General features: G+C 52.2%; 20 protein-coding genes. 6 read left to right on the forward strand and 14 right to left on the reverse strand.

From position 1 onward, the window contains the following. Positions 1-33: 33 nt before the first annotated feature. The 3 genes from DS906_RS12165 to DS906_RS12175 all read left to right on the forward strand — a co-directional run bounded on the left by DS906_RS12165 (position 34) and on the right by DS906_RS12175 (position 2,490). Positions 34-735, forward strand: a complete 702-nt coding sequence (locus tag DS906_RS12165) for a DUF4166 domain-containing protein (protein WP_113790433.1) — start codon at positions 34-36, stop codon at positions 733-735. After that, positions 732-1,904, forward strand: coding sequence for a saccharopine dehydrogenase family protein (locus DS906_RS12170; RefSeq protein ID WP_113790434.1), 1,173 nt, complete (start codon positions 732-734; stop codon positions 1,902-1,904). Before DS906_RS12165 ends, DS906_RS12170 begins: the two co-directional genes overlap by 4 nt. Positions 1,905-2,046: 142 nt before the next feature. Then, positions 2,047-2,490 carry a BMP family ABC transporter substrate-binding protein gene (locus DS906_RS12175; protein ID WP_255415396.1) on the forward strand — a complete coding sequence of 148 codons (444 nt, stop codon included), beginning with the start codon at positions 2,047-2,049 and terminating at the stop codon, positions 2,488-2,490. Positions 2,491-2,866: 376 nt separating this feature from the next. On the opposite strand, the gene DS906_RS12180 is transcribed toward DS906_RS12175, so the two are convergent. The 3 genes from DS906_RS12180 to DS906_RS12190 all read right to left on the reverse strand — a co-directional run bounded on the left by DS906_RS12180 (position 2,867) and on the right by DS906_RS12190 (position 5,493). Then, complete coding sequence (locus tag DS906_RS12180) at positions 2,867-3,391, reverse strand: histidine phosphatase family protein (protein WP_233494771.1); 525 nt, start codon at positions 3,389-3,391, stop codon at positions 2,867-2,869. A gap of 258 nt (positions 3,392-3,649) precedes the next feature. Further along, positions 3,650-4,693: a PLP-dependent cysteine synthase family protein gene (locus tag DS906_RS12185; RefSeq protein WP_113790436.1), complete on the reverse strand. Its 1,044-nt coding sequence runs from the start codon at positions 4,691-4,693 to the stop codon at positions 3,650-3,652. Between the two features lie 89 nt (positions 4,694-4,782). After that, complete coding sequence (locus DS906_RS12190; protein WP_113790437.1) at positions 4,783-5,493, reverse strand: glutathione S-transferase family protein; 711 nt, start codon at positions 5,491-5,493, stop codon at positions 4,783-4,785. 141 nt (positions 5,494-5,634) lie between these two features. On the opposite strand from DS906_RS12190, the gene sigZ reads away from it, so the two are divergent. Next, positions 5,635-6,192: an RNA polymerase sigma factor SigZ gene (sigZ, locus tag DS906_RS12195; protein WP_113790438.1), complete on the forward strand. Its 558-nt coding sequence runs from the start codon at positions 5,635-5,637 to the stop codon at positions 6,190-6,192. A 422-nt stretch (positions 6,193-6,614) separates the two neighbouring features. On the opposite strand, the gene DS906_RS12200 is transcribed toward sigZ, so the two are convergent. The 5 genes from DS906_RS12200 to DS906_RS12220 form a co-directional block, all read right to left on the reverse strand. Then, positions 6,615-6,935, reverse strand: coding sequence for an antibiotic biosynthesis monooxygenase (locus DS906_RS12200; RefSeq protein ID WP_113790439.1), 321 nt, complete (start codon positions 6,933-6,935; stop codon positions 6,615-6,617). A 136-nt stretch (positions 6,936-7,071) separates the two neighbouring features. Beyond that, the gene (locus DS906_RS12205) at positions 7,072-7,584 is read right to left on the reverse strand and encodes a DUF6653 family protein (protein WP_113790440.1); all 513 of its coding nucleotides are present in this window, start codon (positions 7,582-7,584) and stop codon (positions 7,072-7,074) included. An 82-nt stretch (positions 7,585-7,666) separates the two neighbouring features. Next, complete coding sequence (locus DS906_RS12210; RefSeq protein ID WP_113790441.1) at positions 7,667-8,770, reverse strand: alpha/beta fold hydrolase; 1,104 nt, start codon at positions 8,768-8,770, stop codon at positions 7,667-7,669. A 388-nt stretch (positions 8,771-9,158) separates the two neighbouring features. Further along, a complete protein-coding gene (locus DS906_RS12215; protein WP_113790442.1) occupies positions 9,159-9,662 on the reverse strand; it encodes an outer membrane protein in 504 nt (167 codons plus the stop codon). A 145-nt stretch (positions 9,663-9,807) separates the two neighbouring features. Further along, entirely contained in the window at positions 9,808-10,503 is a 696-nt protein-coding gene (locus tag DS906_RS12220; protein WP_147235240.1) for a hypothetical protein, read from the reverse strand. A gap of 220 nt (positions 10,504-10,723) precedes the next feature. Between DS906_RS12220 and DS906_RS12225 the strand changes: the two genes are divergently transcribed. Further along, positions 10,724-11,425, forward strand: a complete 702-nt coding sequence (locus tag DS906_RS12225) for a TetR/AcrR family transcriptional regulator (RefSeq protein ID WP_158541320.1) — start codon at positions 10,724-10,726, stop codon at positions 11,423-11,425. 36 nt (positions 11,426-11,461) lie between these two features. Further along, a complete protein-coding gene (locus DS906_RS12230) occupies positions 11,462-12,031 on the forward strand; it encodes a chloramphenicol phosphotransferase CPT family protein (protein WP_113790445.1) in 570 nt (189 codons plus the stop codon). 381 nt (positions 12,032-12,412) lie between these two features. Here the strand turns inward: DS906_RS12230 and DS906_RS12235 are convergent, their stop codons facing one another. The 6 genes from DS906_RS12235 to DS906_RS12265 form a co-directional block, all read right to left on the reverse strand. Further along, positions 12,413-12,892: a MarR family winged helix-turn-helix transcriptional regulator gene (locus DS906_RS12235; protein ID WP_113790446.1), complete on the reverse strand. Its 480-nt coding sequence runs from the start codon at positions 12,890-12,892 to the stop codon at positions 12,413-12,415. A gap of 367 nt (positions 12,893-13,259) precedes the next feature. Further along, the gene (locus DS906_RS12245) at positions 13,260-13,853 is read right to left on the reverse strand and encodes a S41 family peptidase (protein WP_158541321.1); all 594 of its coding nucleotides are present in this window, start codon (positions 13,851-13,853) and stop codon (positions 13,260-13,262) included. A gap of 479 nt (positions 13,854-14,332) precedes the next feature. Further along, on the reverse strand, positions 14,333-14,563 hold the full coding sequence (locus tag DS906_RS12250) for a hypothetical protein (RefSeq protein WP_074737093.1): 231 nt from the start codon (positions 14,561-14,563) through the stop codon (positions 14,333-14,335). Positions 14,564-14,663: 100 nt separating this feature from the next. Then, positions 14,664-14,984 (reverse strand): DnaJ family domain-containing protein, encoded by a 321-nt coding sequence (locus DS906_RS12255; RefSeq protein WP_113790448.1) that lies wholly within the window; start codon positions 14,982-14,984, stop codon positions 14,664-14,666. A 196-nt stretch (positions 14,985-15,180) separates the two neighbouring features. After that, positions 15,181-16,287: an alkene reductase gene (locus DS906_RS12260; RefSeq protein ID WP_113790449.1), complete on the reverse strand. Its 1,107-nt coding sequence runs from the start codon at positions 16,285-16,287 to the stop codon at positions 15,181-15,183. Positions 16,288-16,409: 122 nt separating this feature from the next. Next, complete coding sequence (locus DS906_RS12265) at positions 16,410-17,006, reverse strand: TetR/AcrR family transcriptional regulator (protein ID WP_113790450.1); 597 nt, start codon at positions 17,004-17,006, stop codon at positions 16,410-16,412. Between the last annotated feature and the right edge of the window lie 619 nt (positions 17,007-17,625).

The raw sequence follows: 17,625 nt of genomic DNA on the forward strand, positions 1-17,625 counted from the left end.
CCCCGTAATTTCTCTTTTGACGGAAAAAACAGAATGATCGAATTTAGAGAAAAGATAACGCCGCTTTGCGCGAAACCAGCTCAACCGCAATCCGATGCGGTCAGCAGTCGGGATGATCGATTCAAAAACTTGCTGGGGGCTTCGGCGTGGTCGCGCCTGCCCAAGGCAATTCAGCGCCGGTTCAGCAAGCGCCTGCTGGGGGATGCCAGCCTTGCCTATCAGGGCCGCGTGACCCAAATGCGGATGAACCCCGTCGGGCGCACGCTGGCCTTTGCCCTGCGCGTAATCGGGGCACCGCTGCCGTTTGATCGCACCTCTGTCGGCCGATCCGCCGTGGTCACCGTCACCGAAGATGCGGCAACCGGCGGGCAGTTTTGGATCCGGCAATATGGTCGGGCGGCTGGGTTTCCACAGATGGTCGGCAGCTCAAAACGTTTTGCCGGGCCAACCGGATTGGAAGAATATATCGGCTTTGGGATTGGCATCTCGCTAAAGCTCGAAAGCACAGCGAACGGTCTCTATTTCGTCAGCGACCGCTACTTCCTGAAACTGGGGCAAAAACGCCTGCCTCTGCCACGGTGGTTCTGTCCTGGGGGGCTTGTGGTCGGCCACGAAGAACTCGGGGGTGGGCAGTTCCGGTTCACCTTGGAATTGGCGCATCCGCTTTTTGGCCAGCTGATCTGGCAGGACGCAACCTTTCATGATGCTGAGGTTATCGGGAGTGTCCCGTCATGAAGGTCGTGATTATCGGCGGATACGGTGTTTTCGGATCCCTGACGGCCCGATTGCTGGCACGTGATGGGCATCAGCTTTGGCTGGCCGGGCGACGCCCTGAAAAGGGTCGCGCTCTGGCTCAGGAACTCGGGGCGCAAACCCTGAAATTGGACATTGGCAAAGCACCAGAGGCTGTTTTCGACGTTAAGCCAGACGTTGTGATTGATGCGGCAGGACCGTTCCAACACTATGGTGATGATCCGTATAAAGTCCCGAAACTCTGTATCGCTCATGGCTGCCACTATCTTGATCTGTCGGACAGCGCCAAGTTCACGAAGGGTATTGGTGCTTTGAACACCGAAGCAACAACCGCAGGTGTTTTTGCCCTTTCCGGTGCATCCAGCGTACCCGGTCTGTCTTCCTGTATCGTCGAAGATTTGATCGAAGATCTGGATGAAGTTGATGTTATCGACATCGCTATCCTGCCAGGTAACCGGGCACCGCGAGGCATGTCCGTTATCAAGAGTATTGTCAGCGGTGTCGGACGGCGGCATCAGGTGTGGCGCAATGGTGCTTGGCAAACAACTACCGGATGGACGGATCGAAAGTTGTATGAACTGGAACCGGGCATGAGGCGGGCTGGATACAGTGTCGACGTTCCCGACATCGCACTGCTGCCGGAAAAGACGGGCGCGAAAAGTGTCATGTTTCGTGCGGGCCTGGAACTTCCGGTGATGAACTGGGCATTACATCTGCTGGCTAAACTCAGGCAGTACGGGCACTTTGAACTACCGGACATAGCCTATTCTGCGCTCTACGTTCTTTCAAAAGCGCTTTATCCCTTCGGGAGTGACCGAGGCGGTATGCAGGTGAGTGTTTCCGGCAAGCGCGGCGGGCAGAGCCTAACCCGAAACTGGAAGCTGATCGCGGAAAAGGGACACGGTCCTTTTGTTCCCGGGGTCATGTGCCGCGCGATCCTGCGAGAGCATGAAAACATAAATGCAGGTGCGCGACCTTGTCTGGCAGAGCTGACAAGGCCCTTGGTTGAAGGCGCAATGGCAGATCTGGAAATCCGTACTGAGATCGTCGACCTGATGGATCAGAGCACAACTGATCCAAGAGGCGACGTGCAAATGAGCAAACGCTCAGGCAATTCGGACAGGCAGCACCTAAATACAGCAGCACCTTGAAAGCACCTGAACTCGAATCGTAAACAGTGCGAAAAAGGGGCGTTTTCCAATACCCGATAGAGTTCACTTAATTCAAATATGACGCTTTGACTGATAGGCTGGTGCGCCACCTCGCATTTCAGCCGAGATCCAGGGCGCAGATATCATAACTCAGCATACCAACAATCCTGCACCTTGCCAGCGAGCAGAGGAGGCAGGGGTTTACTGCTTTGGGCAGGACGCAGACATGTCGCAATTCGCTGAAAAGGCACATCTAACCGGAATCGTGAACAATTGGGGTCCGTACTACATACGGCGGGTTCAGGATGTAATGGATGGTTCTTGGGAAACCGATCACACATGGGATGGCATTAGTGGTGGCTTGGTCATGATGGCCCCTTACCATGAATCGCTGCCAGATGGTGTCAAAACGGCCGCGACTGGGATCGAACAAGCATTAAACGAAGGATCATTGAACCCGTTTGCCGGTCCTATCGTAGATGCAAATGGCGAGACAATTATCAAAGAAGGAGAGGTGCTGACGGACGACCAGGTTCATGAAATGAACTGGTTTGTGCAAGGCGTCGATGGTGATCTGCCTTCCTGACAAACCTCAAGTTCTTTCATCTAGATGAGAATGTGTTGCGACCCGCGTCCTGGGGCAAGCTCTCCCCGCTTCAATGTTGAATGCTGTCGCAACCCATAGGGTAAGCACGCCTGAACCGGCGTGTTCACCATTTTCGGGCGTTCGAGCTAGTTGTAGCATTCGATTCTTCGGACTCTCACCCGCCGATTGCCGCAATCTGCATGAAGGACTGCTCTGGGGCGTTCGAATGTCCGATCCAGTGAGAGGCCTTTTCCCGTACAGTGACCCTGCGTTGGGTGTGTTTTGCATAACAGCTTATGCGCACCGCACAGCTATAGCCTTCAAAAATACACCCAACTCGCCGAGATCCAGGCAAACAAAGTTGCAGATTCAGAACTTAGTGAGGGTCGAATTTTATCACTTCACAATTTTTGGGTTGGATTCCCGTCAGCGCCCGAATGAAGTTTCCATGAGTAACAATTGCTGTGGAGTGGATACCTTCGCGCCTCAGAAACTCGGCGAACCCGTCCGCTCTTTCCTGCAAGGTCTCATGGGGTTCAACTGAGATGCCCCTGTGGTCTTTCTCTCCGTCATGCCACCAGCAGTCATCAAGATGGTCAAAATCAAGGTGAGGATAATCTCTGGCAAGTTTATGAGGCGGGCTTCCAACATCACAGCTGTTACAGAGCTGCTCTCGCACTGTGGCATTGATTTGAAACGGTAACCTGTTTCCAAAAATCAAATGGGCTGTTTGCAGTGTTCTGGTGAACGGCGAAACAATGACGTCTGCAAGATCAAGATGACTGATTTCGATCCGAGCTTGCGCAGCCTGGGATTCTCCCAGCGCTGTGATTGGTGCATCGAAAATCATGGGATCTGGCTTATTGGGATCGTAGACAGCATTGAAATGCTGATTGAGCATGTCGAATAAGGTAAATAGTCACTTTGAACTTTCCCCAGTGTTGAGAATAGCTGAGTTGCCCTTCAGGTATTTGGACAGCCTATGCCAACCACAGTCTCGGCTCCATAGAGTGTGACAGGTGAGCAACCGCTCAAGTACATGACCTTCATGATGACCGGTCACGGCCCGGAACGCCTACTGAGCCAGCTTGCAACCTTGATCGGAACCGCTCCTATGTTGATTGTTCTGGTCTCAGACCGGGCGCTGCAATTGTCAATATCAGGACATCCAACCTTCCAAGTCTTCGGTGTAGGGTCGAATGTCTCCGAATTGGCTGCCAACCCATTCTGGGTCATAGTAGGTATCCAGATATCTTTCCCCGCTGTCACACAACAGCGTGACGATTGAACCGGACCTATTAGCGGCATTCATTTCCCTGGCAATCTGGAGTGCACCCCAGAGATTGGTGCCCGTCGAGGCACCCGCCCGCCTTCCTATCGTCTTTTCAAGCCACAACATCGTCACAACACTTGCCGCATCGGGCACCTTTATCATCTGGTCGATGACGCCCGGTTGGAACGAGTTCTCGACCTTAGGTCGGCCAATCCCTTCGATTCTGCTGGACGTATCGGACGTCAGGCTCCGATCCCCGGTCTGGTAGCTGTCAAAGAACACTGAGTTTTCCGGATCTACCACGGTCAGTTCGGTATCATATCCCTTGTAGCGGATGTACCGTCCCAGCGTGGCAGAGGTTCCGCCTGTGCCGGCGCTCATCACCAGCATTGCGGGGATCGGGTGCGGTTCGCACTCCATCTGTCGAAATATACTTTCAGCGATGTTGTTGTTGCCGCGCCAGTCGGTCGCGCGCTCGGCATAGGTGAACTGGTCCATGAAGTACCCACCGATGGATTTCGCCAGTTCGATTGATGTGCCGTGCATCTCTGGCGCCGAGGCAACGAAATGGGTTTGGCCGCCATAAAACTCTATCAGACGAATTTTGCTTTGCGCGGTGCTTTCCGGAACGACAGCAACGAAAGGTACGCCGATCATGCGCGCAAAATAAGCCTCAGATACTGCCGTGCTGCCGGACGAGGCTTCGATGATTGTGGTGCCTTCCTTGATCCTACCATTGCAGAGCGCATAGAGGAACAACGACCGGGCCAGCCGATGTTTGAGGCTACCTGTCGGGTGGGTGCTTTCATCCTTGAGATAGATGTCTACATCACCCAGCCTTGAAATCGGAAGCTTGAACAGATGCGTATCTGCTGACCTGTGTGCGTCTGCATTGATTTTGGCAATAGCGCCTGCAACCCATCGATCCATATTGTCCTCGCTCTGGTGTCTTACAAAGTTGATCAACTATGCGCCCGCCCATCTGCCTAAGGCAAACGGGCGGGATAGGGTCGATGAAATCACCCGCAGCAACCGCCGACCTTAACCTGCTCGGGTTTGCCGTGAGGCTCATTCAGATTTGCGCCGCGCCCAAGCCATGTCCGTTCAGCCAGATAGAAATCCGAAAAACTTTGATGAAAGTCCTCAGGCACGGATTTCGCAGGGATGCCGGTTTCCAACAGGACCTGTTGCCAAGCTTTCACCTTCGGGAATTGGGCTAGCATATCGTAGCCGCTGTGTTCTTCGACAATCGCCGCCCGATGCAGCAACGGCAGCCAAGCGAGATCCACGTTGCCAAATGCGTCCCCTGAGAAATAAGGACCATCACCCAATTGGCGTTCCGCCTTCTCGAAAGATTTGTGTAGCTTTGCCTCGCGTTCGTCCAGCACAGTCTTGTCTCCGCTCTGCATCATGCTGCACTGCACCAGATAGTGCTTGGAGGCCTGATAGCTCCACGCCCGGTTGATCGCGCGCTGTTCAGCTGTCAGCCCCAATTGAATCGGTGCTGATATCTCGTCGATATATTCAATGATAGCGTCAGACTCGAAGAGCGATTGGCCAGCCTCTGTGATCAGCATTGGCACCTGACCTGTCGGCGAAATGTCCAAAAACCACTCAGGCTTGTTCTTCAAATCGATATATTCGATGTCATAGGGAATCTGTTTCGCCTCCAGCATTGCGGTGACACGCTGCACGAAGGGACAGATTTTGAAACTGACGATCTTGATCATGGTTGCAATCCTTCTTGTTTGATCCGACTTGTAAGACGAGTGACGACGCAAAAAGACGAACTGTTTGGAAGGAAAAATTCAACTATCTGAAATAACTGTGTTTTTATTACCTGCCACGCAGTGACAGAGGAGCTCAATCGAATGAAGCAAGAGACCCCTGATTTGGAGGTTATCTGGTCGGAGTACCGCGCCAGCCTGACTGCCTTCCTCCGCTCTAAGATATCAAATCGCGATGATGTCGACGATCTGCTTCAGGAGATATTGCTCAAGACTCATCAGAGTATCGGAAGGCTCGACAAGGCTGAGAGCCTGAAGTCGTGGCTGTTTCAGATCTCGAACAACACGATCATTGACTTCTACCGGAGCAAGGGACGCTCAGACGCAGTTATCCCGGAAGACCTCTGGTACGAGAACAGGGACTATGACGATACACATGTGCTGGAAGGCTGTGTCGCACCCTTTATCGAAGCACTACCAGCCGAAATGCGTCGTTTGCTAACGCGAGTTGATCTGCAAGACACCTCACAAAAGGATTATGCAGAAGAGCTTGGCATCAGTTATTCGACGCTGAAATCCCAGGTGCAGGCCAGCCGTCGTCACCTACGCAAACTCTTCAACGACTGCTGCGATTTCTCCCTGGATGCGCAAGGAAACATCGCTGACTATCATCGTAAACCAAATGGCTGCGACGGATGCTGAACCGAATAAGCGCTCAGAGGATTGAAATGGGCAGACGTTGAACTTGAGCCCATTTTAGCCGTCGACTTGGACGCGAGGCAGGCTCGGTTCCATAATCCCACATTTCAAATTTCGCATTGATTGACTGAGGCCAGAACGCCGTTCATTGGCAAAAATGGGAGTGTCAGAAGTGCCCAAATGAAAAGCGAAGAGCATTGTGCTTCTTGAACACCGGGTTTTTCCCTGTCGCGAGGCATTTGTTGGGCAAACGTTGAGACTCTGAATTCCGGCGCCACAGCCAGAGCACTGTGGGGCCGCTCCTCGCTGCATACCGATCTGTCAGTCGTAGGCGGGAACCTTGGCTTTGGGAATTCCCCCGCCTTGAAGTAGGTCATGGCGACAACCGATGCATAGGAAGCTGGGCGGCAGGATGCCATGATGAGCTACCCCCCGAAGCCCTCAAACCCGTTTGTTGTTTCGGTCACATCCGCCTCGAAATGGAGGAGTAAGGGCATTACCAAGGGCTCGATGTGCTCATTCCATACCGGCCCTCTGTAGAAACTATCTTTGATCCTGTCTCGCTCTTCAAGCGACGAGAATGCCCGCATCCAGTGGACTTTGTCAGGATTGTCCAAATCCCGCAGGGGGCCGAAAACCAGCATTCCTGCATCGCGCAATGCAACACGGTTTTCTTGTTCAAAAAACTCGATAAACTCCTCGCGACGTCCGGGTTTTAGTGTGTAGCGACGAACTTCGATAATCATGCGTGTAACCTGATTGCTTAGAAAGTTCTCTTGGGTGAACTCTGTTGAGATTGATCCTCGCTATGCCACCTAACGTGCCCATTTGTGGTACTAGAAGGTCAGAATTTTCCGAGTGATTTAGGTATGGTGCCACAGTTCAACTCCCAATTATCAGATCATCTAGAGTTCCACCGTCGCGCAAGAAGTCGCTCCAAACCCAGGCCATGCGGTCCACAAACCACATCTTGCCGCCCGAGGTCACAACTATGCCGAGGCAAGTGAACCCTAAGTCGAATACCCACAGACCATAGGCAAACGGCAAGAGACCAACGCCGCTGGCAATGGCGACCGTATTTGCGACGCGCTTATGATGTTCTGCAACTTTGTCGCGATGCCGCAGCCAGACACGCTCGCCTAATACACCTTGTGCCGACCAACTGTCGAAAGTCTCCGGCCGCGAAAAAGCGCGTGGGTTGATCCATATCCAGACAAGAACGACGCCGACCGCAAGCCACGCCCAATAATCAATCCATGCTCTGCTCCAGATTGCCAACGCCAGAAGAGGCAGGGGTGTCAACACACGGGTCCAAACGGACCAGGGGTTCGCATGCCGCAGCCAAACCTCGTCCTTCATACCCATGAGGCGTTCGGAAAATCGAGCTATGTCCATCTTTGCAACTCCTGGATCCACCTCTCCACAAATGGGAGGGATAGGATTGATTGAAGTGGATGACGAGACGCCGCGCCGCTCGTCAGTTGGTAGGCGTCTGGTTTCTTATTTGAACCAGGGCTTCAGCCCAGGCAATGGGTTGGTCGTACATCACCATATGGGCGGCGCCATCGATACGGGTAAAACTCTTCGCTGGAGCCTCAAGGTGTTCGTAATACTCATGTGCCAGATCTGCTGGGGTGTTCTGGTCTTCTGCTCCGGTTATAAAGTGGACCGGTAGATCCAGGACCGGGTGGGAGGTGAAGAGGTCGTATGCACCAACGATCTCGGGCTGTTCAATTGCTGTGCTCGATAGCGCAAGACCGCGGAGATAGTTCTTAACCTGTGCGTCCGTGTAGTAGGGGCTCCGCCCTTCTAGCACATAGGAGAGATAGCGATCCCATAGCCCTTCGGTATGAAAGTCTCCGGCTCCGTAGTCTGCTAAAACTTCACGCTGTACGGTGAGATCTGCCTCATCAAGTGCATCGAACGGCTCAATCACCTTGAGTTTCCGCTGAGTTTCAACATCGCCGCGAACTTCAGCCTGATCCGATGCCCACTCAAAACCCATGTTCATACTGCGTGCCCACGCGACACGCTCTGACGTTGGGATGAATGCGTGATAGGGTGAACTATCTTCTGCGATAGTCATGAAACCTAGCGCGCTGCCCCAGGAATGACCGGTCAGGAATATTTTTTCTTGCCCAAAGCGGTCGCGTAGGAGGTTGGTGAGTTGAATCGTATCCGCCACCAACTTGGATGGCGTGATGTCTTCTACCGTGAGATCTTCGTTGAATGAACTTCCCGCTCCGCGTTGATCCCAATGGACAACAACAAAGCCCTCTTCCAGCAAGGGCGTGTGGAACAAATCGACCCAGGGCATCACGGCACCGCCCGGACCCTCGTGCAAAAACAGCAGGACCGGTTGGGACAAATCACAATTGCGAATAAGTATCGTTTGCTCAACCCCGCCAAGAACAACTATTTCCTGTGAAACGAAGCTTCCGAAACACTCTTCGGCTGCGACATCTTCGCCGCTGGGCGTCACGGCAATTTTTTGACGATCCTGGGCAAATGACCATCCAGCAACGATGGCAGCACAGAATGTCAGCAATATGAGACCGCGTTGAGGCTTGAATGAACACATTGTTCGCTATCCATTGAGTTGAAGCATTGTGGGTGCGTCTCGAATTCGGTTGCGACCTGAACTCAGCATCACAGAAAGAGAGAGGGCTCGCGCTGGTGATCTCCTAGGAGGCCGACATCACGACGCATGTGATTAGATAAGAATGCCAGCTCGCCGTGTTTGGGTATGCGCGGGGAAACAGCACCGCCCATAAACTTTGGTCGCCTCGAGACCATGAGCGCAAGAGTGTCGAGCCAAGCTTCCATCTTAGGTGGTCGTAGAAGTAGCCCCTCAGTTTTTAGCGTTGGTATTTTAGTCACCTGACGCCTCCCAGGATTTTGAAGGTGGTAGATAAAGGGGAAACCGATAGAAGGCTCCCCGCCATTTTGGAGTTCTCAAATGGCTTCTGTTAGAATTTGTAAGACACTCGAAGCGCAACTGAGTCTGCCGTGATGTCATCACCTGACGTGTCGTAAGTGTCTCGCAGGTATTCAAGACCAAGCAAAATTGTGTCCGTCGCGCGATAGGTCACGCCAACACCGGCGGAATAGCCATCTTCGCTCTTGGATCCGCCATCAATGTTCGCATAACCAACCACGCCATAGAGGTATGCCCGGCCAAACACATGCCCACCTTTGAACTTCAGGCGTACAGTATCGACTTTTTCGACTTTCCCTCCGGACTCGATCTCAGCGCCCGCGTCATAAGTAAGTTCACCGCCGATTACGTAGCCGTCAAAATCGTGAAGATAGCCGGCATGGAGACCCAGGGCTGCATTTCCATTGTCGTTGTTGCCCTCGGAGACATCGATTGTGGACAGCTGCAAGCCTGCGTTGAAGCCGGTCCAGCTTTCATTTGCCAAGGACAAAGTCGGCATCATCGCTGCCAGTGTGATCATCGTGATAGTCTTCATTTAAAAGGTCCGTTCTCTTGATTGTGCGGAAAGACCATCTGGACGCTGGGCATGCGTGATGCGCCACCGGCAGTGATTTTCCGTTAGTGGGGGTATTGGAGTTAACGCTTTCCGGTTTCCGTCCAGCGGTGATCCAAAACTCGGATCAGAGGATCGGTTTGGGTTTGCTGGTCATTTGAAGCAGTTTCCCTGATTGGTCATATCGGGCAGTGACCAGCACCCGGCGCGCATGTGCCACCTCTAGCGGGCCACCAACTACTTCCCAAAGCCCGAAGGTAAAAAGATCCAGTGTTCCATGACCTGCTGCTCGCGCCAGGTTTGGTTTTGTCCTGGGCTCAACATCATAGACGGCCAACCAATCGCCATTGGCTTGTTGCTGCAATTCATCGGGTGAGCCCAACTGGCGTTCAACATTGAAGCGGGTGGCCTCCTGGCTAACGACGCTCAGATCAGGGCCATCTCTGCCTGTCGCTGCCATGTTGGCGGCACATCCGCTCAGAGCGGCACCACAGATGAGCGCGATGAACACTGAACGTACAAACTGACCGGAGTTGGCAATCCGTCGTATTGAAAACCTTCGATTTCGACTTGCTTCAAAAGATGCCGGGTTCTCCGGCCCCAGTGATTTAATGCGCTTTTTCATAGCCTTTCCATAACCCGATTGAATTTCGCGTTGCTTTGGGGGCTTCTGCTTCAAGCTTGTCCGGGTTTCAGCTCGCAGAGCCCCACGCTGTTTCAGGCTATTTGTGATCAAAACCCCGAACAATTCGCGAATACCCGTCAGGCGAGACATTCGACGCAACTCGGATGGCGAAGTAATTCCACAGACAAGAGCATTCATGACATTTGATCCTGCATCGTGAGCGCAACTCAACCGGGTCCGCAAAGCACTACCGCTTGCGGAATTAGGCTGCGTAAACGCATCGTTAAATTCGGGTTGGCAGGTGAATTGCATTGCTCTGCCAGGTGAGTCGGGGTACAAACCGACTATGGGTCTGTATTTGCAGACCGCCGGTCGGTTTGCAAGAGGAAAGTGTATGAAATCTACGAAGCGAAAGAACATGCCGCCCGAAGAACGGCGTGCTCAGCTGCTGGGGTGCGCGCAGATGTTGTTCTTTTCCAAAGGCTTCGAGGATACGACCATACAAGATGTGCTTGATATGGCGAGCGTCTCAAAGGGCGGGTTTTATCATCACTTCAAATCTAAAGACGAGTTGTTGTTTGGCGTATTGGACGGAATGGCAGAGGGTGTCTTTTCGCAGATGGCTGTTGTTGCCTCTGATGAGACCTCCTCTGCGCTCGACCTGTTGCACAGCTTTATCCACCTGCGTGCCAACTACTTACGTGAACATGACTACCCTGGTCAGGTTGAATTTTTCCGGGTCATGAATCAGGACAAAAACATGGTTCTGCTTGAACAGTTCAAGCGCAGGGTCAGAACCGGTGCTATGCCCGTCCTGACCGGGATCATTCAGAAAGGCTGTGATGAGGGCACGTTTACTGTCGCAGATGTTGATACTGCCGCAGAACTCATTTTGTTCCTGAGCACCTTTATTGATCTCGCGCTGTTGCGCGCGATTGAGGCACGGGGAACTGAAACAGCCGATCATGCCGCAGAGAAATTGCAGGCGGCAATCGACATGCAGTTTCTCACACTCGACAGAGTTTTGGGCCTACCTGACGGGACAACGAATTTCGGCTGGCCAGAAGCGGTGGAGGTTACCATGGCAACTGTGCCTGCAACTCCTCCATCGGCAAACTAATCCGGTCTAGGCAGCAATCAGGAAGCTAATAGACAAATGGCGACAATAGTACTGCTAAATGGCGTCGGAAGCGTCGGGAAAAGCTCTATTGCAAGAGCGCTTCAGAACATAACCAGACAATCATTTCTGCATGTTGAAATGGATGCATTCCTTGCAATGCTGCCAAGTCGGCTAGAGGGCCATCCAGACGGATTGAGCTTTGAAGAGAGTGTCAATGCAGGGAGGGTGACAACTTTTGCCAGAACCGGGCCCATTGCTAAGCGTACGCTATCCGGAATGCGCCGGTCAGTTGCCGCGATGGCAAGTGTCGGTAACAACCTGATCGTGGACGAAGTGTTATTTGGAAACACGGAGTCTGGGTCAGCGAGCGCAGTGTCTGAATATCGGACTTTACTGGAGCCATATGATTTTTACATGGTTGGGGTTTTTGCACCGCTTGAAACCCTTGAGGAAAGGGAACGAAATCGCGGAGACCGAAAGATCGGGCTATCCAGATGGCAATTCGAGCGCGTCCATGAAGGTATGACTTATGATCTGTCAATCAACACCGCGAATGCATCCCCGCAAGTATGCGCCGAGCTGATAAAAGCAGGCTTGAAACTGTGATTTCCGCAGGTGTGCCTTTGGTCGCACTGAACACGTCAATACAACCACCAATGCTTCTGAGCATCTGCCCTACGCCTGAACGATCCAATGTCTCTAAACGTGTGGTTGGAAATGACGAAAGCACTTCGCGCCGTACCAAATGCCTCTAAGTTGGCGGCAGGACGGAGACACATGTCCTGGAAATTTCCCTGATGATTGTTGTGAGCTTTGCTCGAAATTTTGAACGGAACTGCCTTATTTTTCCGGCGCAAACTTACACACTCATCAGCGATAACATTTCATAGCAACTTCATCCGAGCGTTGCCCGGAATTCAATCCGAAAACTACATCGTGAAAAATCGTCGTTGCCAGATGTTTAGTCTTAGCATCTGTTGGATCAGGTTAATCTGAAGCGTCGTTTTCGCCATAGCCTGAGATCATGACGTCGTTGATCGTGCTCTGAATTTCGAAGTAGGCGCGGATTTGATCATCCGTGAAACGTTCAACAAACTGCGTCATACGAACCATCTCAGTCGCACGTATCCCTTCGATTACCGCTTTGCTCTGTTCTGTAAGGTGATAGAAATTGGAAGTTCGGTGCTGTGGGTTCGGAAGGACATTCAAGAGTTTTCGATCTACAAGATCCTTAAGAAGCCGCCCAACTAGTTGTCGCTTCACTTGCAAGATTTGAGTGATTTCAGGCGCCGTTGCTTGTTGCACCGATAACAAAACTTCGAGAATGGCACGTTCTCCGACACTAATGCCTGTGCCATCCAGGTCCGCTTCGACGCGTGCGGTGATGTTACGCAATAAGGGTCTGGTCAACTGTATTCCAGCATACAGCATCTCAGCAGGCGACATGTTATCGGTTTCGGTAGCCATTTGCGCGCGTCCTTCAAGTTATTTGTCAACTGAGTTGACAATATTACTCTTGCGACCTATTTACCCGACACGGCCCCAAAACTCCAGCGGCGGAACCAACTGATGCCTGATGATAAGCTTGTAACACTGCCAGATCCAAGATCCCGGAACCCGCTTGTGTTTCCGGATGGCACTCATGATCCCGCTACCGTATTCTTGTCGGAAGTCATCGATCACCCAAATATCGTTGTCGGTGACTGGACATACTACAATGATCGCAGTCTGCCGGGCGACTATGCTGAAACCTTGGCACCTTACCTATATCCGGGAGCACCGGAGAGGTTGAGTATTGGTCGTTTCTGTCAAATTGCTCAGGGAGTGCAATTCATTACTGCGACTGCCAATCATCCGATGACGGGTATCTCAACATTTCCATTCGCCGTCTTTGATCGTGAACGGATACCGGGGTTTGCAGGAAATGCTCTGCAATCGCCACCGCTACGCTGTCTGAACCACCAGGGTTATAGCGCACATCGACAACAATTCCCTTGGCATCCTGAAGGTCCATTACAACGTGCTTGAACGCCCTGGATGCGGCTTCGTGTGACGATTGCCCAAGAGACCTCTGTACTTCCAATTCCTTGATCGCAACGTATCCAATGCCATCGGAGCGCAAACCGTAGCGAATTGAGATACCGTTCAGGTTTTGAATAGGGTTTTCTGTCTGGTTTAAAGCAGTCTGCCAGAGGAGCTTGCGGGTCAACGGCGGGTTGGCTCTCAGCCAGCTCGGATCTTCCTCTGGCGAAAAATACCCCTGATCCCCCATCGATAACTGAACGTGCCCATCATCGAGGCCAAGCGTCGCCTGCTTGAGCAGAAAAGAAAGTTCAATATCGCTGAGGTCATCAGATGGGGGTGCCAGTTGCCTACGTGCGTTCCAATCAATGTTGTAAAGACCAAAGAATGGATAATGCTCGGCCATTGCAGACCAAAAGACGTCAAATGTATGGATTGCTCCACGTTCCGTATGACCAGGATCGGCACATTCAGAGGGAAATTCGGAACGAGCGTGTCGGATTGGCTCTACGACGCCATCAACGCAAAGTTCCAGAATGTCATCTCGGTGCTTAATTGAGGCGCCTGCCATAAGTTTCACCAGACCCAAATGCGCCGGAAAGGCATACTCTCGAAAGCAACTAACAGTTGTTGTTCTATACTACTCGGCGCGCAGTCTCGAAATGCGCATGAATTGACCGTAGTCAGGAGCAACCCAGGTTCCCAACATTTCCTTGGAAGGCATATCGATAAACCAGGACGCTGCAACAGAAATAGTCCCTGCAACCAACAGTGAAGCAAGTATGCGAGACATGAGCTTTTTCATCAATTGACAGGCTTAATGGTTTTCATGCCGACCCGGTGAATTTGGTGGGGTCAATATTCAATTTCAGCGCCACAAACGCGCTATCGATTGCGTGGATGCTGCTTGGCGGTTCGCTCGTTTCCCCTCCGGTAGTTTCCTGTCAAGCGAGCCATTTCCTGTTGCTGGCCCTCGAAGTTCAGGTTGCTCATGTCCTCAAGAAACCACTCAGCCTTTTCTTTCCGGAGCGTCGCCGCCCGCTTGCCATTATGAGTGATGGAGACGTCGCCGTTCTTGGATTGTTTGAACGAAAATCCGAGGTCTGCTGAATTCATCTGGGTATTACCTGGTCTGCATTCTATCTCTGGGGTCATATGAGCTTTATATGACAGTCCCATGTTATTTTGGGTCCAATACGATCTAGGTTCCCGCCGGTTACGTCGTTTTGTAGAATTTTTGACGGGCTTCTTGTTCGATTGAGAGGCGCATCTGCAAGTCTGCCAATTTACGCATTTCTTTTTTCCTTGCAGTAAGATCCGTGGTTTCTTGATATACTTTCCGTTGCTCCTCCACTGCTTTCTTAAAAACGATTTCGTTTGGCAATACACCCGCTTCCGCCATGATCCCGAAACCAGCTGAAACGATGTTTCCGGCGTCGCGCTGTGGCAAAGGCTTCCCCTCACCCTTCAGGGTTTCCAACTGCCCTCCGGCTTGTGCTTTGTGGATCTGGTTCTCGATCAGTGTTCGCCACTTCATGGAGCTTCCTCCAAAGAATGTCTTATACTCGGTATATATGGATGGAATTGCTATATGTCAACTGAGTTGACGAATTGTATATCAAACTTCCCCGCTTCAAGAATGGGTATTTCCGTAATTGCTAGGTGAGCGCGTCCAAACCGGTGCGCTCACTTTGCTTGGTATTGCCTGGCACTACGGGGTTAAGAGCGATGTATCACTCTGCGGCAACCGCTTCCTCTGCCAGTGCCGGATAATCGGTGTACCCTTTTTCATTACCGCCGTAGAGAGTGGTTGGATCGAGCTCATTCAGAGCGGCGTCTTTCTCCAGCCGGTTGACAAGATCCGGGTTGGAAATAAATGGCCGGCCGAAAGCCACCAGATCGACGGCTCCGGTTTCGACCGCTTCAATCGCCATTTCGCGGTCATAAGCGTTGTTGCCCATTTTCGCGCCATCAAACAGATCATAGAGCATCTTCAGATCGCCACCTTCCGGAACATCGCGAGGGCCACCGGTCTGTCCTTCAACGAGATGGAGATAGGCCAGCCCATAGCCATTCAGCAATTTGACCGCATGAGAGAATGTCGACTGTGGGTCGCTGTCGGAGATGTTGTTGGCGCCTGAGAACGGGCTGAGGCGGACACCAACACGGTCGGCGCCCCACACGTCGACAACTGCGTCCATGACCTCCCTCAGGAACCGCACTCTGTTCTCGACAGGACCGCCGTATGCGTCTTCACGCTTGTTGGACTCGTCCCGCAGGAACTGATCGATAAGATATCCATTGGCTGCATGGACCTCGACACCGTCGAAACCGGCTTTCCGGGCGTTTTCCGCGGCCCGCCGGTAGTCGGCGACAATGTCTGCAATTTCTTCGATACCCAGAGCCCGCGGTTCCGATGTTTCGACAAACTGTTCGCCATCAAAGGTCATGGCCTTGGCGCCAATTGCGGATGGTGCAACTGGGGCACCTCCGTCCTGCTGCAAGCTGTCATGCGAAATCCGACCCACATGCCAAAGCTGGATTACGATCTTCCCGTCCTTGGCATGGACGGCCTCAGTCACTTTTTTCCAGCCGTCGATCTGCGCTTCGGAATAAATGCCGGGCGTCCAGGCATAGCCTTTGCCTTGAGGCGAGATTTGCGATGCTTCCGTGATGATTAGACCAGCACCTGCCCGCTGCGCGTAGTACTTGGCCTGCAATTCATGGACACTGTCATCCTCGGCTCTTGCCCGGTTGCGGGTCAGTGGCGCCATGACAATGCGGTTTTTCAGCTCGATTGCACCAACTTTGATGCCGGAGAACAGTTTTTCATCAGCCATTGCTGCTTCCTTCTTTGGTAAACTTCGTTCAGATATTATTGGACCAATTAGTCCAATATTAGGGTCGCTGTCTCTTGTTTGAGTTTGTGTTAGGTTTCATTTCTTTATGGTGGCGGGAGGCATTATGGCGAAATCACCAAACGGGCTTGTTTCAGGGTTTGCGATATCTGCTCAGCGGGAACGCCCGCCTTGCGCAAGGCTAGCGTGCCAATTGCAAGGGAGGCATAGGCGCGCGCCTTGTCGAGGGCCTGTCCCGGATCTGAAGGCTCAAGCGCTCCCGCAATAATTTCGTCAATACTATCCAAATGGTGTCGCCCGAGATCCGCCACTTCATCATCATGCGGGGCAAGCTCCGTAAGGCAGTTGATCAGCATGCAGCCGTCACGACCTCCTTGCGGGTTCGCCAAAGCTTCCATTATCGCACCAACGGGGTCATCTCTGCCCGCGTCCGCGACGTCACGCAGAGTTTTCAAACCACGCCTTGAATAGTGGCTGAGGGCTTTGTGAAACAAAGCCTGCTTGTTGCCGAATGCTCCATAGAAGCTGGAACGGCTCAAACCCATGGCCTTGGTCAGATCGTCCACGGACGCGCTCTCGTAGCCCTTGTGCCAAAATACGCACAACGCTTTTTCCAAAGCCTCAGCTTCGTCAAAGGCACGAGGTCTACCTGGACCTGCGGATGATTTGATGTCGCCAACTGGGCGAGTTTCTTTGCTCATGCGCATAATTTGGAATGGTTGGTCCAGAAATTCAAGGTGGCGGTAGGGAAGTTTTTGGAATGGTCAGTCCGTATTGTGATCAGAGAAAGGAATTTAGGTCGGTAGAAATGCAAAACCTCCCCGTCGCGCTTGGTGTCACGCCAATCTTAGGATCGGGACCTTTTGTCTTTTTACGGGAGTGTCAGAAGAAGAGGATCGTGATCGTAGAAAAGAGAGCCTACCCACGCTCGGTACTAGTTTCCAACACTGGACAGAGTGACTGGCGGCTTTGTCCAATGCGTTGATGTTGATCACTCACAAACCAGAGATCGGTTCGGTAGATCCATGGCCAATGCCCTCAGCTTGTGAGGATTACTACCCCAATGGTTAACAAAGCCACGAAATCAGAACTGGTTTTACGAGCATAAGAACGGCGGGCATCGTAAGCAAACCAACAATAATTTCAGCGCTCTAGATTATAAAAGCGAGGTTAGCTGGAGTTTAATTTGCCCAATGTGAACTGCTTAACTTTGGCTAGAATGATTTTTTGGCAATATCGTTTCATGAGTTGTTAGTGAGTTCAGTGAGTAAGTAGATGTATTTGCATAAGTTCGAGGGACATTGTTGCGCAGTCAATGAC

The organism is Ruegeria sp. A3M17 (assembly GCF_003318255.1).
In the GTDB taxonomy this organism is placed as follows: domain Bacteria; phylum Pseudomonadota; class Alphaproteobacteria; order Rhodobacterales; family Rhodobacteraceae; genus Ruegeria.